Source organism: Pseudoxanthomonas sp. OG2 (genome assembly GCF_014192765.1).
Classification (GTDB): Bacteria; Pseudomonadota; Gammaproteobacteria; order Xanthomonadales; family Xanthomonadaceae; genus Pseudoxanthomonas_A; species Pseudoxanthomonas_A beigongshangi.
The window spans coordinates 2757465-2774265 of sequence record NZ_JACHYM010000001.1 but is presented as its reverse complement, the minus strand read 5'-3'; the positions used below and the strand labels follow the sequence as shown (position 1 = coordinate 2774265).

Genomic DNA, 16801 nt, shown 5'->3' with positions numbered 1-16801 from the left:
GCGCGGGAGCGCGCGGCGCATGGAGCCGATTGCAATGCCACCTATCCGTACCCTGTCCCTGGCCGTCACCCTGGCGCTGCCGGGCCTGGCGCTCGCCCAGGACGCCGCCACCGAACTGGACGAAGTCGTCGTCACCAGCACCCGCACCGCGATCGCGCTGGAAGACAGCCTGGCGCCGGCGCAGGTCATCGATCGCGCCGACATCGAGCGCAGCCAGGCGACCTCGCTGCAGGATCTGCTGCGCGGCCGCGCCGGCATCAACCTGACCAATGCTGGTGGCCCGGGCAAGCAGACCTCGCTGTTCCTGCGCGGCACCAACTCCAGCCACACCCTGGTGCTGATCGACGGCGTGCGGGTGAACTCGGCCGACTTCGCCGCCGCCGCCATCCCGGATCTGCCGCTGGCGCAGATCGATCGCATCGAGATCGTGCGCGGCCCGAACTCCAGCCTGTACGGCTCCGAGGCGATCGGCGGCGTGATCCAGATCTTCACCCGCCGCAACCAGGGCACCTACGCGCCGCACTTCCAGATTGGCGGCGGCAGCAACGGCCTGCGCCAGGCCAGCGCCGGTTTCGGTGGCGGCGGCGAACGCGGCTGGTTCGGTGCGGATGCTTCCTACCAGCGCACCGACGGCATCAATGCCTGCCGGGGTTCGGCCACGCTGTTCAAGGGCTGCTATGCGGACGAACCGGATCGCGACGGCTACCGCAACGTCTCGGCCAGCCTGCGCGGCGGCTACAAGCTGACCGACACGCTGACCGCCGAGGCCAGCGCGCTGCGCGCCGAAGGCGCGAACCGGTACGACGGCTACTACAACTACACCGAGAACGTGCAGCAGGTGTTGAATGGCAAGGTCCGCTACGTGCCGACCGACCGCTTCGCCCTGACCGTCAACGTCGGCCGCAGCGACAACGAGACCGACAACTACCGCAACGAAGTCGATCACGACAGCACCCACAACACCCACCGCAACACCGCCAGCGCGCAGGCCGACATCGGCCTGGGCCAGGATCAGTTGCTGACCGTCGGCGCGGATTGGTACATCGACCATCTCGACAGCACCACCGACTACGCCGCCGACAGCCGCCGCAACACCGCCGGCTTCGTCGAGTACCAGGGCAAGTTCGGCGCCCACCAGTTGCAGGCCAGCGTGCGCAACGACGACAACGAGCAATTCGGCAACCACACCACCGGCAACCTCGGCTGGGGCATGAGCTTCGGGCGCGGCTTCAAGCTCAGCGCAACCTACGGCACCGGTTTCAAGGCGCCGACCTTCAGCGATCTGTACGACCCGTGGAGCGGCAACCGCGACCTGGAGCCGGAGAAATCGAAGAGCCTCAATGTCGGTATCGCCCAGAACGGCGACGCCTGGCGCTGGGCGCTGGATCTGTACGAGACCCGCATCGATGATCTGATCACCTATGACGGCAGCAGTTTCGCGATGGTGCAGGTGGACGAGGCCCGCATCCGCGGCGCCGAGTTCACCGTCGACGTCACCCTGGCCGGCTGGGATCTCTCCGCCCAGCTCAGCCACACCGACCCGCGCAACCGCAGCGCCAGCAACAACGACAAGCTGCTGCCGCGCCGCGCGCGCAACACCGGTCGCATCGACGTGGATCGCGCGTTCGGCGACTTCCGCGTCGGCGCGACCGTCAATGGCGCAGGCTACCGCTACGACGAGCTGACCAATGCCACCCGCCTGGGCGGCTTCGCCACCGCCGACCTGCGGCTGGAATACGCGGTCACCCCGGAATGGACGTTGCTGGCCAAGGTCGACAACGTGTTCGACCGCGAATACGAAACCATCGCCTGGTACAACCAGCCCGGTCGCGAATACGGCCTGAGCCTGCGCTACCAGCCCAAGCGCTGATTGCGTGCATGAAAAAGCCCGGCAGACGCCGGGCTTTTTCTTTTTTGCCATCCCTCCCTTGTGGGAGCGACGTAAGTCGCGATACCGGAAAGCCGGAAACTCCGGAAAAGCTCGCGACTCACGTCGCTCCCACAGGGAGACATCCGGGTTACGGAGATTTATCGAACAATCCTTGCTGCTCGACCGCGAGTGCCGGGCGCCTTGTTGCCTTTCTCCCTTGTGGGAGCGACCTAGTCGCGATACCGGAAAGCCGGAAACTCCGGAAGAGCTCGCGACTCACGTCGCTCCCACAAGGAAAAATCCAGGTTACGAGGCGTCTTCAAACAGCCCGGGCTGCTCGACGACATCCTCGCGATCGCGGAAGCCGGACAGGCCCACGCCGACCAGCCGGTACAGGGTGTCGGCCGGCAGGTCCACGCGTTCGCGCAGGGCCAGCGCGATGGCGGTGAACTCCTCGAGGGTGGCCGGCGGCGCTTCTGGGGTGAAGCTGCGGGTGAGGATGCGGAACTGCGCGGTCTTCAGCTTCAGCACCACGGTGCGGCCGACGCGATCGGTCTTGCGGGTCGCTTCCCAGGTCTTGCCGGCCAGGCGCCGCACCGCCTCGCCGATGTCCGCCAGCGGCACGTCGCGCTCGAAGGTGTCCTCGGCGGAAATCGACTGCACCGGCTGATCCGGTTCCACCGGGCGCTCGTCGACGCCGCGCGCACGCCGGAACAGGCTGCCGCCGAAACTGCCGAAGCGCTGTTCCAGTTCGATCTGCGACCACTCGCGCAGTTCGCCCACGGTGCGGATGCCCATCGCGTGCAGCTTGCCCAGCATCACCTTGCCGACGCCGGGAATCCGCTCCACCGGCAGCGGGATGAGGAAGGCGTCCACCTGACCCGGCTTGATCACGAACAGGCCGTCCGGCTTGCGCCAGTCCGAGGCGATCTTGGCGAGGAACTTGTTCGGCGCCACCCCGGCGGAGGCGGTCAGCGCGGTTTCCTCGCGGATCTGCGCGCGCACGGCCTCGGCGATGGCGGTGGCCGAAGGCAGGTCGGTCTTGGGCGCGGTCACGTCCAGGTAGGCTTCGTCCAGCGACAGCGGTTCGACCAGATCGGTCTGGCGCAGGAAGATCTCGCGCACCTGCCGCGACACCGCCTTGTAGCGCGTGAAGTCCGGCGGCACGAAGATGCCGTCCGGACACAGCCGTTCGGCGCGCACCGCCGGCATCGCCGAGCGCACGCCGAAGGTACGCGCCTCGTAGGAGGCCGCGCACACCACCGAACGCGCGCCGCGCCAGGCCACGATCACCGGCTTGCCGCGCAACGACGGATCGTCGCGCTGCTCCACCGACGCGTAGAACGCGTCCATGTCGATATGGATGATCTTGCGCATGCCGGCGGTATTGTAAGAGTCCTGCCGCCCTCTTTTCCTGTGGGAGCGATGTCGGTTGCAATGGCGGGAACCTTACCCTGAGGAAAAACTCGCGACTGACGTCGCTCCCACAAGTGGGGTTATGGATGGCAGGGCCAAGGATTTGAGAATTTTTCCTTGTGGGAGCGACGTCAGTCGCGATGGCCGGAATCGTCCGCTGAGGGAAAAGCTCGCGACTTACGTCGCTCCCACAGGTGGGGACAGGAAGGCGGTGGCCAGCGTGCCCAGAGTCGTGATGGCCTGTTCGGCGCGTGCGTCCAGCGGATGGCCGTAGTTGAGGCGGATGCAGTGGCGGAAGGCGCGGCTGGCGGAGAACATCGGTCCGGGCGCGAGGCTGATGCCCTGGGCGAGCGCCTGCCGGTGCAGGGCCAGCGCATCGACCTGCGACGGCAGTTCCACCCACAGGAAGTAGCCGCCCTGCGGCCGGGTCATCCGCGTGCCCTCGGGGAAGTGCCGGGCGATCGCGCCCATGTATTCCTGCTGCTGCCGTTCCAGCGTCTTGCGCAGGCGCCGCAGGTGGCGCTCGTAGCCACCCTTTTCCAGGTACACGGCCAGGCCGAGCTGGCTGGGCGCCGAGGTTGCCAGCGAGAACGTCAGCTTGTGATGGGCGATCTCGCGCCGGTAGCGACCCGGCGCCACCCAGCCCACCCGATAGCCCGGCGCCAGGCTCTTGGAGAACGATCCGCAATGCAGCACCCGTCCGCCGAGGTCGAACGCCTTGGCCGGCGGCGGGCGGCGTTCGCCGAAATACAGCTCCGCGTAGACGTCGTCCTCGATCAGCGGGATATCGTGACGATCGAGCAGGTCCACCAGCGCCCGCTTCTTCTCGTCCGGCAGGGTGCAGCCCAGCGGATTCTGGAAACTGGTCATCAGCCAGCAGGCGCGCGGACGATGGCGTTCGATGGCCTGCGCCAGCGCGTCCAGATCGATGCCTTCGCGCGGATGGGTGGGCACCTCCAGCGCGTGCAGGCCATGCCGTTCCAGCGCCTGCAGGGCGGCATAGAAACAGGGCGATTCCACCACCACCGTATCGCCGGGCCGGGTGACCGCCTGCAGGCACAGGTTCAACGCTTCCAGCGCGCCGTTGGTGATGACGATCTCGTCGGCCGACACCTGCACGCCGGCGATCAGGTAGCGCAGCGCGATCTGCCGGCGCAGCTGGATCTTGCCGGGGGTCAGATCGTCCACCGTGCTCCACGGATCCAGCGATTGCGCGGCGCCGGCCATGGCCCGGCCCAGTTTGTCCAGCGGATACAGCAGCGGGCTGGGAAACGCCGAACCCAGCGGCACCACGTCGTGGACCATCGCCGATTCCAGCACCTCGAACACCAGTTCGCTGACGTCCACCGGCCGCGCGCCATCGGCTGGCTGCGAGGCGCGCTCGGGCTCCGGCGGCAATGGCCGCGCGTCATCGGCCACGTAGTAACCCGAGCGCGGGCGCGAGCGGATCAGGCCGCGCGCTTCCAGCAGGTAATAGGCCTGGAACACCGTGGCCGGACTGACCTTGCGGCGGGCACTGGTCTGGCGCACCGACGGCAGCCGCTGGCCCGGCCGCAGCAGGCCGTCACGGATGGAGCGGGCGATGTCCTCGGCCAGGGATTCGTAGCGCTTCATGGGAGCCTTCCAAATCAACCGGTTACCGACATGGCGTCAAATCTGATCCGGTTTTCTGGCAAGGATTCTGATTCTTGGACAACTGCTCCGCAATGCCTAGGATCCCCTCCAGACTTCTCCTTCCCGCAAGCCCCGACTCCATGAACGCGCAGGTCGAACTCAATCTGGCCCTGATCCTGTTCCTGCCCTGGTTCGCGATCCTGGCCGCGCTGTACTGGATCTACCCGCGCCAACCGCGCGGTACCGGCCGGCGCCTGTTCGACACCATCGCGCTGGTGCTGGCCACCGCGCTGTCGGCCTGGGGCATGCACTGGGGTTTCCTCAACGCCGATCCCAATGCCGGCGCGATCTGGAAACAGGTGCTCGCCACCTCCGTCGCCTACGGCCTGTTCCTGATGGTGATGACCCTCGCCATCACCGTGCGGGCCTGGTGCATGCCCGCTTCCCCCGCGCGCGCCCGCTGACGCTCGCCCACTTCACCGGACCACGTCCATGAAACTCCTGCTCGTCCTCGGCTTTCTCGGCATCATCATCTACAACCTCGGCGCCGGCCTGTACTACATGCTGGTCGACACCGGCGGCAGCAAACGCACCGTCAACGCGCTGACCCGGCGCATCGGCTTCTCCGTGGCGCTGATCGTGATAGTGATGATCGGCATCGCCAGCGGCTGGATCCAGCCGCACGGCGTGCTGAACTGATTTCGTCGCCAGCGGGTGGCGTTCGACACGCCACCTCGTCCGGGCATCGCGTCAAGAAGCGGCGCCATGCCGATTTCGATCCGACTCAGGCCCGCGCCGTCCATGTACAGGCGGTGCTGCCGCCACTAGGCGCCCTGCACGCGCGCGATTCGGATCCGGGATAGATCAGGAACGCCGGCCGCGCTCGCGTTTGACCCAGGCGCGTATCGCCAGCGCCACCAGCGCGGTGAACACCAGCCACGACACCAGATTGAACAGGCCGTCCCCCATCAGCGCGCTGACCAGTCCGACCAGGCTGGCCAGCGTGATCCACGCCGGTGCCACGAACGGACTGGAAGGACCGCGTCGGGCCCGGCTCATGCCTGCGCCTCGCCGTTGCCGACCAGGCCGCTGCGCTCGATTTCGGTGACGCGCGCCTCGGTGCTGCCACGCTTGAACCACAAGTACAGCCCGGACACCAGCACCCCGATGGTCAGCAGGTCCAGCAGCGCCCACAGGATCTTCAGCGGCATGCCGCCGTAGTCGCCGAAATGCAGCGGCTGCGAAAGCAGCAGCGTGGTCATGTAACCGGGCAGTTCCGGCCTGGCGGTGAGTTCGCCGGTTTCGGCGTCGATCAGCACCGGGCGATACAGGCGTTCGGTCAGCGGCGTGTCGCCGTGCATGAACACGCCGTAGTGGTGATTGCCGCTGTACCCGGTGCCCGGGAAGCTCACGAACGCCGGCACCATGTCCGGCTCGGACGCGCGCGCCGTCGCCACCGCCGCGTCCAGCGAGGCCAGTTTTGCGGATCGCGGGCGGTCCTGGTAACGCGCGGCGAACTCGCCGAGCTGTTCGGCCTGCCACGCCTGTTCCAGCGGACCGGCCAGCGTGTTGATCGCGCCGGTGATGCCGACCACGAAGGCCCAGCCCAGCGTCACCACGCCCAGCACGTTGTGCAGATCCAGCCAGGCCAGCCGGCGGCTGCGACCGGTCCGCAGCGTGCCGAACGGCAGCTTGCGCATGAACGGACCGTACAGCACCAGGCCGGACACGATCGCCACCGCGAACAGCAGCGCCATCGCGCCCAGGAACAACATGCCCGGCAGGCCGACGAAGACGTCGGTGTGCAGCCGGTAGAGGAAATACATCACCCCTTCGTTGAACTGCGCCGCCGGCAGCACCTCGCCCGTGTACTGGTGCAGCACCGCGGTGTGCATCTCCGGCGGCGGCGTGTCCGGCCGCGCGCCGGTGTTGACGTAGACGCTGGGCGAATGGTCGTCCCAGCCGAAGAACAGCGGCACGTCGCCCGGATACTTCGCCAGCGCCTTTTCCACCAGCACGTCGATGTTGGCCGGCTGCGCACCCGGCGCCGCCGCCTCGACTTCGGGATCGGCGCCGGTGAGGTGGCTGATTTCCTCCCAGAACACCAGCGGCAGGCCGGTCAGGCACAGCAGCAACAGGAACAGCGTGCACACCAGGCTGGTCCACTTGTGGACCAGGAACCAGGCCTTGAGCGTGCTTCGCTGCATGGCGGGCCTCAGAAGCGGTAGGTGACGGTGCCGGTCACCATGCGCGGATTGCCGCTGAAGCAGTCACCGAAGTTGCGGCACGGCGCGTAGTACGCCTTGTCGAACAGGTTGGTGATGTTGAGCGCCATCGTCCAGGACGGCATCTGCAGTTCCAGCAGCGCGTCGGCCAGTGTGTAGCTGGGCGTGCGCACCACGATGCTCGCACCGGTGGAGACGGTCGAACCCACATGACGGCCACCGATGCCGGCGCGCAGCTTCATGCCGTCGCCGATCTCGAAGCCCTTGGCGACCCAGACCGAGGCCAGATCCTGCGGGGTGTCGTTCAGGCGCTTGCCCAGTTCCGGGGTGAAGTTGCTGCGGGTGACCTTGGCGTTGTTGTGGCTGTAGGCGGCGGTGACGGTGAAATCGTTGTCCGACACATAGGCGGCTTCCAGCTCCACGCCCTTGGACTCGATTTCACCGGTCTGCACCGTGTTCAGCACGTTGTCCGGGTCGTTGGTCTGGCGGTTGGTCTCGGTGATGCGATACACCGCCAGGGTGGCGAACAGGTTGCGGCTCGGCTGCCACTTCACGCCGGTCTCTTACTGGTCGCCGCGCATCGGCTCGAACGCGCGGCCGTACAGATCCTGGCCCGGCACCGGCAGGAACGACTCGCTGTAGCTGATGTACGGCGACAGGTTGGCGCCGATGTCGCCGATCACGCCGATGCGGTAGGTGGTCTCGTTGTCGGTCTTGTCGCGCAGGCCCTGGGTCTTGGACCGCACGTGGTCGCGACGCGCACCGAGCACGAGCGACACGCGGTCCGCATAGCGGATCTGATCCTGCACGTAGACGCCGGTCTGGGTGGTGCGCTGGTCGGGCAGCCGCCCCCATTCCGGGATGGTGACGCCGGTGGAGACCGGGTTGTAGATGTCGATCGGCGTGCCGGCGCCCGAGAAGCTCAGCGCCTCCTCGCGGAAGTCGGTGTAGTCCACGCCGGCCAGCAGCAAGTGGCGGAACGCGCCGGTGGCGAAATCGAACTGCAGCGCGTTGTCGGTGGTCAGGATCCGGTTGTCCGGCTTCACGCCGTAGGACAGCCGGTTGAGCACGCGGTTGTCGGCATCGATGAAGGGATTCTCCGGATTGCTGTAGGTATCCGGGAACAGCTCGCGGAACTCGGTCTCCGAGTCGATGTAGCGCAGGCTGGAACGCCAGGTGATCACGTCGTTGAAGGCGTGATCGAACAGCACGGTCGCGCTGATCTGGCGCGCGTCGAGCTTGTCGAAATCCTTGTCGCCCAGGAAGGTCGACGGATCCAGCCGACGGCCCGGCGGCGCCTTCAGGGTGGCCGCGACCGGCAGGAACTGCTGGCTGGAGGCGGTGCGATCACGCTGGTAGCTGGCCAGCACGGTCAGGTTGCTGCGTTCGCCGCGCCAGGTCAGCGAAGGCGCCAGGTAGATGCGGTCGTCGTCGATGTGATCGGTCTGCATGCCCGAATCGCGCACCACGCCGACCAGCCGGCCGGCCAGGTTGCCCGAACTGCCCAGCGCGCCGGTGATGTCACCCTGCAGCTGGCGGCGGTCGAAACTGCCGACCTGCAATCCGATCTCACCGGCGGACTGGAAACTCGGGTGCTTGCTCATCGCGTTGATGATGCCGCCCGCGCCGCCGGCGCCGTACAGCACCGACGAGGGGCCGCGCAGGACTTCCACCCGCTCCAGGCCATAGACCTCGGGCCGCGCCATCGGGCTGAAGTTGTAGAGCTTGCGCATGCCGTCCAGGTACTGCACCGGATCCAGGCCGCGCACGGTGCTGGCGTCGCCGCGGGTATCCAGGCCCCAGGCGTCGGCAGTCACGCCGGCGCTGTAGCGCAGGGTTTCCTGCAGGTTGTTGGCGCCGCGATCGATGAACAGGTCCGAGGTCACCACGCCGATGGACTGCGGGGTCTCGGTCAGCAGGGTGTCTGTCTTGGTCGCCGTGCTGGCGCGGTCGGCGACCACCTGCACGCTGTCCAGGGTCCTGGCGTCGCCGGAATCCTGGGCCTGGGCCAGGGCGGAGGCCAGCAGGGAGGGCGCCATCAGCGACAGCAGCAGGCCGTTGCGGCGGCCTCGGACAGGAGCGGGCATTGCGGTTTCCGGTCGGTTGGGAGCCGGAAATTATGAGAAGCGGCACCTTCAAACGCAAATGATTATCGTCCACCTGGACTCCCGTCCGCGGCCGCGCCCGCCAGGCCGGCGGGATGGCGGCTTCGGCCAGCGCTTCATGCAAGCCGTGTAAAATGTGCGTTTTTTCAGCCCCATCGAATGTTGGAAGCCCCCCAACGGGCGGCGATTCGTGGCCCGACGTTCATCCGTCTGCTGGCCCGCCTGACCGCCACGGACGTCCCCTCGCCCACGCAACCGCTGTCGGACCGGCTGAGCCACTGGATCGACTGGACCCACGCCGTCGCCCTGTCCACCGCGCTGGACAGCCGGTCCGAGTCCGATCCGCTGGCCGATCCTTTCGCCGAACCCGCTTCGGCCGAAGCCGTGGAAGCGGACTGCGCCCGCGTGCGCGCCGCGTTGACCCGTGCCATCCACGAAGACTCCGCCTTCGATCCCGCCGCCCGGCGCGGCGGCGCGGAGGATTCCCCCGATTACCTGTTCTTCCGCCAGCGCTACCTGTTCCTGCAACAGTCCATGGACACCGCCATCGGGCTTCTGCGGTCCCGCCTGCGCGACGCGCTGGCGCCGCGCTCGGCGGAACTGGCGCGCCTGGCCGCCGTCGACGCGTCGATGGAACGCGCACTGGCCCGCCGAGAACGCCGGCTGCTGGCCGCCGCGCCCACCCTGCTCGGCCCCCATTTCGAACGCCTGCGCGCGAACGCGTCGGCGATTTCCCCTTCATCCAACGAACCCGGCGAACCCGCGACCGTTTCGGACGCGTGGCTGGACAGCTTCCGCAGGGACATGCGGAACCTGCTGCTCGCCGAACTGGATGTCCGCCTGCAACCAGCCGAGGGCCTGCTCTCGGCCCTTCGCACCCACCTGCCTGGATAACATGCTCAGAAACCTGCTCGCTCCCGTCCTCTTTCTCGCCGGTCTGGCCGCTGTCTGCTGGATTGCGGTGGGCTATGTCGGCGCCAACCCGCTGGCCTTGTCCGTCACCCTGCTGATCGGCGCCTGCTATGTCGTCGGCGGATGGGAGCTGTACCGCTACCGGCAGGCCACCGCCACCCTCGTCGGCGCCGTGGAGGATCTGTCCGCGCCTCCCACCGCGCTGGCCGACTGGCTGGCGCGCCTGCATCCCTCGCTGCGCAACCCGGTGCGCCTGCGCATCGAAGGCGAGCGTGCCGCGCTGCCGGCGCCGTCGCTCACGCCTTACCTGGTCGGCTTGCTGGTGCTGCTCGGCATGCTCGGCACCCTGCTCGGCATGATGACCACCCTGCGCGGCACCGGCATGGCGCTGGAAAGCGCGGCGGATCTGCAGGCCATCCGCGAGTCGCTGGCCGCGCCGGTCAAGGGACTGGGTTTCGCCTTCGGCACCTCGATTGCCGGCGTCGCCGCCTCGGCCATGCTCGGCCTGCTGGCGGCGCTGTGCCGGCGGGAACGCCAGTTGGCGGTGCAATCGCTGGACGCGGGCATCGCCTCCGTCCTGCGCGTGCATTCGCAGGCGCACCAGCGCGAGGAAGCGTTCCGCCTGCTGCAGCGGCAGACCGACGCGATGCCCGCGCTCGTCGATCGCCTTGAAGCGATGATGGCCGCGCTGGAGCAGCAGAGCCGCGCCGCCAACGATCAGTTGCAGGCCCGACAGGATGCATTCCACGAGCGCACCGAGGCCGTGCATGCGCGTCTCGCCGCTTCGGTGGAGACCTCGCTGAAGGAAAGCGTCGGCGAAAGCGCGCGCGCCGCCAGCGCGGCGCTGCAACCGATCATGGAAACCACCATGTCGGCGATCGCGCGTGAGACCACCACCCTGCATGGCGCCCTCAACCAGGCCGTGCAACAGCAACTGGACGGGCTGTCGTCCGGCTTCGCCACCACCACCACCACGGTCGCCGATCTGTGGCGGCAGGCACTGGCCGAGCAGCGCGAGTCCAACGCCACGCTGGTGCAGGATCTGCGCGGTTCGCTGGAGCGCTTCGCCGGCACCTTCGAACAGCGTTCGGCCGAACTGCTGGAAAGCGTCTCCGCGCGCTTCGACGCCGCCAACGGCGCCGCCGCGCAGGCCTGGAACGACACCGCGTCGCGACAGGCCGCCGCCAACGAGGAACTGGCCACGCGCAACCAGCAGGCGCTCGCCGGCGCCGCCGCCACCTTCGAACAGCACGCCGCTTCGCTGGTCGACCGGATGCGGCAGTCCCACGAGGATCTGCAGGCCGCGCTGGAAGCGCGCGACCAGCAACGCCTGTCCGCCTGGAGCGAAGCATTCGCCGCGATGAGCGATGCGCTGGGCCAGCGCTGGGAGCAGACCGGCGAACAGGCCGCCCGCCAGCAGCAGGCCATCTGCGACACCCTCGCCGCCACCGCGCAGGACATTTCCGCGCAGACCCAGGCGCATGCGCGCGACACCATCGCCGAAATCTCGCAGCTGGTGCAGGCCGCCTCGGAAGCGCCGAAGGCCGCCGCCGAAGTCATCGCCGAACTGCGCCAGAAGCTCTCCGACAGCATGGTCCGCGACACCGCCATGCTGGAGGAACGCAGCCGCCTGCTGGAAACCCTGCAGACCCTGCTGGACGCGGTCAACCACGCCTCCACCGAACAGCGCACCGCCATCGACGCACTGGTCACCACCTCGGCGGATCTGCTGGACCGCGTCGGCACCCGCTTCACCGATCACATCGAGGCCGAGACCGGCCGGCTCGGCGACGCCGCCAGCCAGGTCAGCGCCGGCGCGGTCGAAGTCGCCAGCCTGGGCGATGCCTTCGGCGCGGCCGTGCAGCAGTTCGGCGACTGGAACGACCGCCTGGTCGAACGCCTGCAGGGCGTCGAGACCGCGCTGGACAAGTCGCTCGCCCGCAGCGACGAACAGCTCGCCTACTACGTCGCGCAGGCGCGCGAGGTCATCGACCTGAGCATGCTGGCGCAGCGCCAGATCATCGAGGATCTGCAGCAGTTGGCAGATCGCCAGGCGTCCGCTGAAACGGAAGCCGCATGAGCGTGGACATCGAGGCCGAGGTTGAATCGAGCACGCCGATCTGGGCCGCCTTCGGCGACCTGATGTCGGTGCTGCTGGGGGTGTTCGTGCTGATCCTGGTCGGCGTGATCGGCGCGCAGATGCAGCTGTCGCACCGGCTGGACGAGGAAGTCCGCCAGCGCCAGCTCGAGTCGCAGCGGCGCAAGGCGCTGGAACAGGCGCTGGCGGTGCCGCTGGCCGAAGGCCGGGTGACCCTGGTCGATGGCCGCATCGGTATCCGCGGCAGCGTGCTGTTCGCGTTGAACTCGGATCAATTGCAACCCGAAGGCCAGGCACTGCTGAAGAGCCTGGCCGGACCACTGGCCGACTACCTGCGCGCGCGCGACGAGATCCTGATGGTCAGCGGCTTCACCGACGACCGCCAGGTGCGCGACGGCAACCGCCAGTTCCTCGACAACTGGGACCTGTCGGCCAATCGCGCGCTTACCGTGACCCGCACCCTGATCGCCGAGGGCGTGCCCGCGTCGTCGGTGTTCGCCGCCGCGTTCGGATCCGAACAGCCGGTCAGCTCCAACGCCAGCGAGGAAGGCCGAGCGCGCAACCGGCGCGTGGAAATCGCCCCGATGCCGCGACCGAAGGCCGCCGCCGCCGCACCCGATCGCGCACATGAGCGATAACGGCGACCGCTTCCCGACACCCACGCCCGTCCGGCAGTTGCTGGCCGAGGCGCTGGCGCGTCGTGCCGGCGATCGCAGCGATGCCGTGCGACAGCGGCTCGAAGCGCGATTGGCGACGTTGCTCGATGACGGCGACGGCCAAGCTCGCCGCGTGGTCGCCGTCCCCACCCCGCCAACCAGCAGCGTGCTGCGGGAACTGCTCGACCACATCGCCGACCAGGCCGCCGTACGCGACAGCGAGCAGTTGGCGGCCGGTGATTCGCCGCGCCCCGCCTACCCGGAAGTGGCGCAACTGGAAGACGCCCGCCGGCGCTGGTCGCGGATCCGCGCCGAGAGCCAGCTGCGCGAATCGCTGGAAGCCGCGCCGACCGACGCCGGCCCGCTCAATTCCGGCCGGCTGGTGCACCGTTCGATCACCCTGATGCGCGAACAATCGCCCGGCTACCTGCAATCATTCCTGTCCTACCTCGACGCACTGGCCTGGCTGGAGCAGATGAGCGACGGCGGCCTGCTCGCGACCGCAGAAACACCGCGCGCCGCCACCGAGACCAAGCGCACCCGCAAGCCACGCAAGCGTCGCGAATAGCGCCGTTCCATCGTCCCCGCGCCGCTGATGCGGACACCGGTCAGCGCTGCGGCCTGGAACCCTTCGCGGCCGCCGCGCCGTCCGTCTTGCGGAACACCATGCCGTCGAACGCAATCGACTCGACCCGCGCGTCCTTCACGGTGAAAGCCAGCAGCTGGCCGCCGTTGGGCACGAACTCGATGCGCACCTGATCCGCTTCATCGCTGCCCGTGGCCACCGCCTCCAACCGGCCCCAGCGGATGCGCAGGCTGTCGGGACCTTCCGGGGCAACGACCATGTTGCCCAACAAGTCATGATGATAGGTGCCGGCATAGCGATCGCGCGGAAGCGACAGGTGCCAGGCACGCGCGCGGATTTCCTCGCGCTTGGCGAGCGTGCCGCGTCGGAATGCCTGCGCCCTGGCCTGCAGCTCCGCGAACCGGCGCCCGGAATTCGCGGTGACTTCCACTTCGCCCAGCAGCAAGCCGTACACGTGATCGGCAATCAGGTTGGTCAGCTGCGCGCCCAGCACGTCCTCGTTGTTGAGCACGACCAGGCCGATGCCTTCCGCCGGCATGAACGAAAGATGGGCGTGGAAGCCGGCGAAGCCGCCAAAGTGGTGCAGCATCGTCCGGCCCTTGTAGGGTCCGGTATACCAGCCCCAGGCATAACCGCTGCGCTGGAAATCCTGGTACTTCGCCTCCAGCCCGATCCGGGTCTGGTGCGAACGCAGGATCGTCGCCGCCGGCAGGCCGCCGACACGCGCATCCGGAAATTGCGCCAGCAGGAACCGCGCGAGATCCGGCGCGGTCGAGACCAGCCCGCCGGCCGCCTGCATGGTGTCGTCGGACTTGGTGAGGTACAGCGGCACGCGCGGGTCTTCGGACACCATCGAGTAGGGCTTGGCCAGCGTCCAGCCCGCGGCCTGCGCGCGGCTGATCCGGGCCGTGGTGTGGCGCATGCCCAGCGGCTGGAAGATGGCATTCTCCAGTTGCGTCTGCCATGGCGCGCCGAATCGCGTATCCATCCAGACGCTGGCGATGTTGTAGCCCACGTTGGTGTATTTGAAAGTACCGTGCGCCGCTTCGGGATCGGCCGTCGATACTTCCACCAGCGCGCGCCGCGACGCCGCGTCGTGCACGCCGCTGAACGCGGTCGCCCAGGCCAGCGGCGGATTGTCCACGCCGGAGCCATGGACGAGCAGATCGCCCAGGGTCACCGCGTCGGCGTCGAAACCGGTGAAACGCAGATCCGGAAACATTTCCCGCATCGACAGGCGCATGTCCAGTTGTCCGGCGTCTTCCTTGAGCAATGCGTTGAGGGCGAAGAACGGTTTGGTCGCCGAGGCGATGTAGAACACGGTGTCGCGGCTCACCGGCGTACGCGCGGCGATGTCGGCCTCGCCGAAATAGCCCTCGTAGATCACCTTGCCGTCCTTCACCACCGCCACCGCGGTGCCGGAGGGAAGCCCGGTGGCGTCCTTGGTCTGCTGGATGAGGCGGGACAGCGGCGCGAAATCCGGATCGGCGGCGGACGCCGGCGCAGGAAGGGTCGCGACCCAGAAGGCGACGGCCGCCAGGAAGTGCTTCATGGTCGTTTTCCGGTGAAGGGAAGAGACGCCGCCGCGAAGCCGCGGCGGCGGCCGGCTCAGCGGCTGCGGCGTTCCAGCAGGTAGTAGGCGATGTTGCCCAGGCCCGTGGCGCCCAGCAGCAGGGCGATGGTGCCGGGCGTGATCTCCTCCGCGCCGATCAACTCCACCCCGGCGAAACCCAGCGCCAGCGCCAGCATCACGCACCCCCAGTGCAGCGAGGCCTGGCGACGGCGGGTGGTCTCGCCTTCCAGCAGCGAGCGCACCAGTTCCTCGGAACCGCGCGATTCGATGACCCGGCGGCGCGTGTAGGCATCCACCACCGTCTTGATGGAATAGACGATGCCGATGATCAGGGTGATCGGGATGAGCAGTTCGAAGTTCATGGCGGTTACCGGGAGGGATGGGTTGTCGATTGGGATACGGCTACTGGCCCGCCGGTTGCACTTTCGCCGGTTGCAACCGCTCGCCCCTCCGGCGTATCCCTATGCCGATGCCCGCCCCGCCCACCACTGCCGATACCGCCCCGCAGGCCGACCGCGATCTGGTCGAGGCCGTGCTGGCGGGCCGGCGCGGCGCCTTCGAACAGCTGGTGCGGACCTACCAGGGCCTGTGCTGGCGCATCGTGGACGACATCGTGCGGCACCCGGACGATACCCGCGAGCTGTGCCAGGAAGTGTTCCTGCGCATCCACCGATCACTGCACCAGTATCGCGGCGACAGCGCCCTGAAGTCATGGGTGGCGCAGGTGGCCTGTTCGGTCGCGCTGCGGCACATCGAGCGCAAGCGCCTGCCGCTGGCCGACATCCGCGACGACGAGGACGGCCTGGCCCCGGCCGAACGGGTCAGCGACGGCTTCGACCTGGAGACGGCGACGGCCGACGAGGACATGCAGGCGCATCTGCATGCCGCCATCGACGCCCTGCCGCCGCTGCAGCGCATGCTGCTCACGCTCTACCATCTGGAAGAAATGCCCATCGGCGACATCGCCCGTTCCACCGGACTGGCCGAAGGCACCATCAAGAGCCACCTGTTCCGCAGCCGCAAACGGTTGCGGGAGATTCTGGAAGCCCGCATCGGAGTTCCCGCATGAACAACCGCGACAAGAACCCCTTCCACCAGGACGCGCCCCCGCAACCGGCGTTCGACGCCAGCGAATGGGAGCAGCAGGAACGCGGCCTGCGTGCCGCCCATCAGGCCGATGACGCCGGACTGGAAGCGCTCGCGCGCGACTACCGCGTCGTGGCCCATGCCGTGCGCTCGCGTCCACGCAGCGGGCCGCCGATGGATTTCGCGGCGTCGGTCGCCCGCCAGGCCGCCGTTCGCGAGGCCGGCATCGAACGCCTGCTGTCGCGCTGGCTGGTGGTCACGCTGGTGATCGTGCTGGGCATCGTGGGCGTGCGCTACGGCGCCGAGGTCCGGGCATCGTTCCAGCAGGCGCTGGGCGATGTGGCCAGCGGCTGGATCCTGATCGGCCTGGCCTGCGCGGGCCTGTCCTGGGCCTGCGCCCGGGTCCAGTCATTCATGGCGCAGGACCGGACCGCGCATCCTTCGCCCTGAATACGAAAGCCCCGCTCCCCGAACGCTTGCGCATGGGCCACGCCACCCGCGCGGTGCCCGTGACCAAAGATACTTGCCGCCCCGCGCCGGTCCGTTGAAATAACGGATTGGAACGGGACATCGGACGGCATCGACACCGGTCCGCGGGGGATAGGGGAACCTTTACCTTCCGGCGGCGGTCGGTTGCGGTTCGGGGCATCGAGGGAGCGG

At 68.2% G+C, this 16801-nt stretch carries 15 protein-coding genes and 1 pseudogene; 9 read left to right on the top strand and 7 right to left on the bottom strand.

Annotated features, from left to right (window positions below; translation table 11 throughout):
* Positions 1-34 precede the first annotated feature (34 nt).
* Positions 35-1870 carry a TonB-dependent vitamin B12 receptor gene (gene btuB / locus FHW78_RS12665; protein WP_183640839.1) on the top strand — a complete coding sequence of 612 codons (1836 nt, stop codon included), beginning with the start codon at positions 35-37 and terminating at the stop codon, positions 1868-1870.
* Between the two features lie 306 nt (positions 1871-2176).
* Here the strand turns inward: btuB and dinB are convergent, their stop codons facing one another.
* Positions 2177-3247 carry a DNA polymerase IV gene (gene dinB / locus FHW78_RS12660; protein WP_183640837.1) on the bottom strand — a complete coding sequence of 357 codons (1071 nt, stop codon included), beginning with the start codon at positions 3245-3247 and terminating at the stop codon, positions 2177-2179.
* A 216-nt stretch (positions 3248-3463) separates the two neighbouring features.
* Entirely contained in the window at positions 3464-4900 is a 1437-nt protein-coding gene (locus FHW78_RS12655; RefSeq protein ID WP_183640835.1) for a PLP-dependent aminotransferase family protein, read from the bottom strand.
* A gap of 140 nt (positions 4901-5040) precedes the next feature.
* Here FHW78_RS12655 and FHW78_RS12650 point away from each other — a divergent pair, with 140 nt between their 5' ends.
* Both FHW78_RS12650 and FHW78_RS12645 read left to right on the top strand, forming a co-directional pair.
* Positions 5041-5364: a hypothetical protein gene (locus FHW78_RS12650; protein ID WP_183640833.1), complete on the top strand. Its 324-nt coding sequence runs from the start codon at positions 5041-5043 to the stop codon at positions 5362-5364.
* A 28-nt stretch (positions 5365-5392) separates the two neighbouring features.
* Positions 5393-5599 (top strand): twin transmembrane helix small protein, encoded by a 207-nt coding sequence (locus FHW78_RS12645; RefSeq protein WP_183640831.1) that lies wholly within the window; start codon positions 5393-5395, stop codon positions 5597-5599.
* Between the two features lie 165 nt (positions 5600-5764).
* On the opposite strand, the gene FHW78_RS12640 is transcribed toward FHW78_RS12645, so the two are convergent.
* From FHW78_RS12640 to FHW78_RS12630, 3 genes and pseudogenes are all read right to left on the bottom strand, one after another.
* Complete coding sequence (locus FHW78_RS12640; RefSeq protein WP_183640829.1) at positions 5765-5959, bottom strand: hypothetical protein; 195 nt, start codon at positions 5957-5959, stop codon at positions 5765-5767.
* Positions 5956-7107, bottom strand: coding sequence for a PepSY-associated TM helix domain-containing protein (locus FHW78_RS12635; protein ID WP_183640827.1), 1152 nt, complete (start codon positions 7105-7107; stop codon positions 5956-5958). Before FHW78_RS12635 ends, FHW78_RS12640 begins: the two co-directional genes overlap by 4 nt.
* 8 nt (positions 7108-7115) lie before the next feature.
* Positions 7116-9164: pseudogene (locus FHW78_RS12630) on the bottom strand (TonB-dependent siderophore receptor).
* Between the two features lie 225 nt (positions 9165-9389).
* On the opposite strand from FHW78_RS12630, the gene FHW78_RS12625 reads away from it, so the two are divergent.
* Genes FHW78_RS12625 through FHW78_RS12610 form a run of 4 tightly spaced genes read left to right on the top strand, consistent with a single transcriptional unit; the run spans position 9390 to position 13464 of the window.
* On the top strand, positions 9390-10124 hold the full coding sequence (locus FHW78_RS12625; protein ID WP_183640825.1) for a DUF3348 domain-containing protein: 735 nt from the start codon (positions 9390-9392) through the stop codon (positions 10122-10124).
* A gap of 1 nt (position 10125) precedes the next feature.
* Entirely contained in the window at positions 10126-12222 is a 2097-nt protein-coding gene (locus tag FHW78_RS12620) for a DUF802 domain-containing protein (protein ID WP_183640823.1), read from the top strand.
* Positions 12219-12878, top strand: a complete 660-nt coding sequence (locus FHW78_RS12615; protein WP_183640821.1) for an OmpA family protein — start codon at positions 12219-12221, stop codon at positions 12876-12878. Before FHW78_RS12620 ends, FHW78_RS12615 begins: the two co-directional genes overlap by 4 nt.
* Positions 12868-13464 carry a DUF2894 domain-containing protein gene (locus FHW78_RS12610; protein WP_183640818.1) on the top strand — a complete coding sequence of 199 codons (597 nt, stop codon included), beginning with the start codon at positions 12868-12870 and terminating at the stop codon, positions 13462-13464. The genes FHW78_RS12615 and FHW78_RS12610 overlap by 11 nt, the downstream gene beginning before the upstream one ends.
* Positions 13465-13504: 40 nt before the next feature.
* Here the strand turns inward: FHW78_RS12610 and FHW78_RS12605 are convergent, their stop codons facing one another.
* Both FHW78_RS12605 and FHW78_RS12600 read right to left on the bottom strand, forming a co-directional pair.
* Positions 13505-15034, bottom strand: coding sequence for a serine hydrolase domain-containing protein (locus FHW78_RS12605; RefSeq protein ID WP_183640816.1), 1530 nt, complete (start codon positions 15032-15034; stop codon positions 13505-13507).
* Positions 15035-15090: 56 nt separating this feature from the next.
* Positions 15091-15417 carry a hypothetical protein gene (locus FHW78_RS12600; protein ID WP_183640814.1) on the bottom strand — a complete coding sequence of 109 codons (327 nt, stop codon included), beginning with the start codon at positions 15415-15417 and terminating at the stop codon, positions 15091-15093.
* A 101-nt stretch (positions 15418-15518) separates the two neighbouring features.
* On the opposite strand from FHW78_RS12600, the gene FHW78_RS12595 reads away from it, so the two are divergent.
* On the top strand, positions 15519-16124 hold the full coding sequence (locus tag FHW78_RS12595; RefSeq protein WP_255443208.1) for a sigma-70 family RNA polymerase sigma factor: 606 nt from the start codon (positions 15519-15521) through the stop codon (positions 16122-16124).
* The gene (locus FHW78_RS12590) at positions 16121-16591 is read left to right on the top strand and encodes a hypothetical protein (protein WP_183640812.1); all 471 of its coding nucleotides are present in this window, start codon (positions 16121-16123) and stop codon (positions 16589-16591) included. Before FHW78_RS12595 ends, FHW78_RS12590 begins: the two co-directional genes overlap by 4 nt.
* Positions 16592-16801 lie beyond the last annotated feature (210 nt).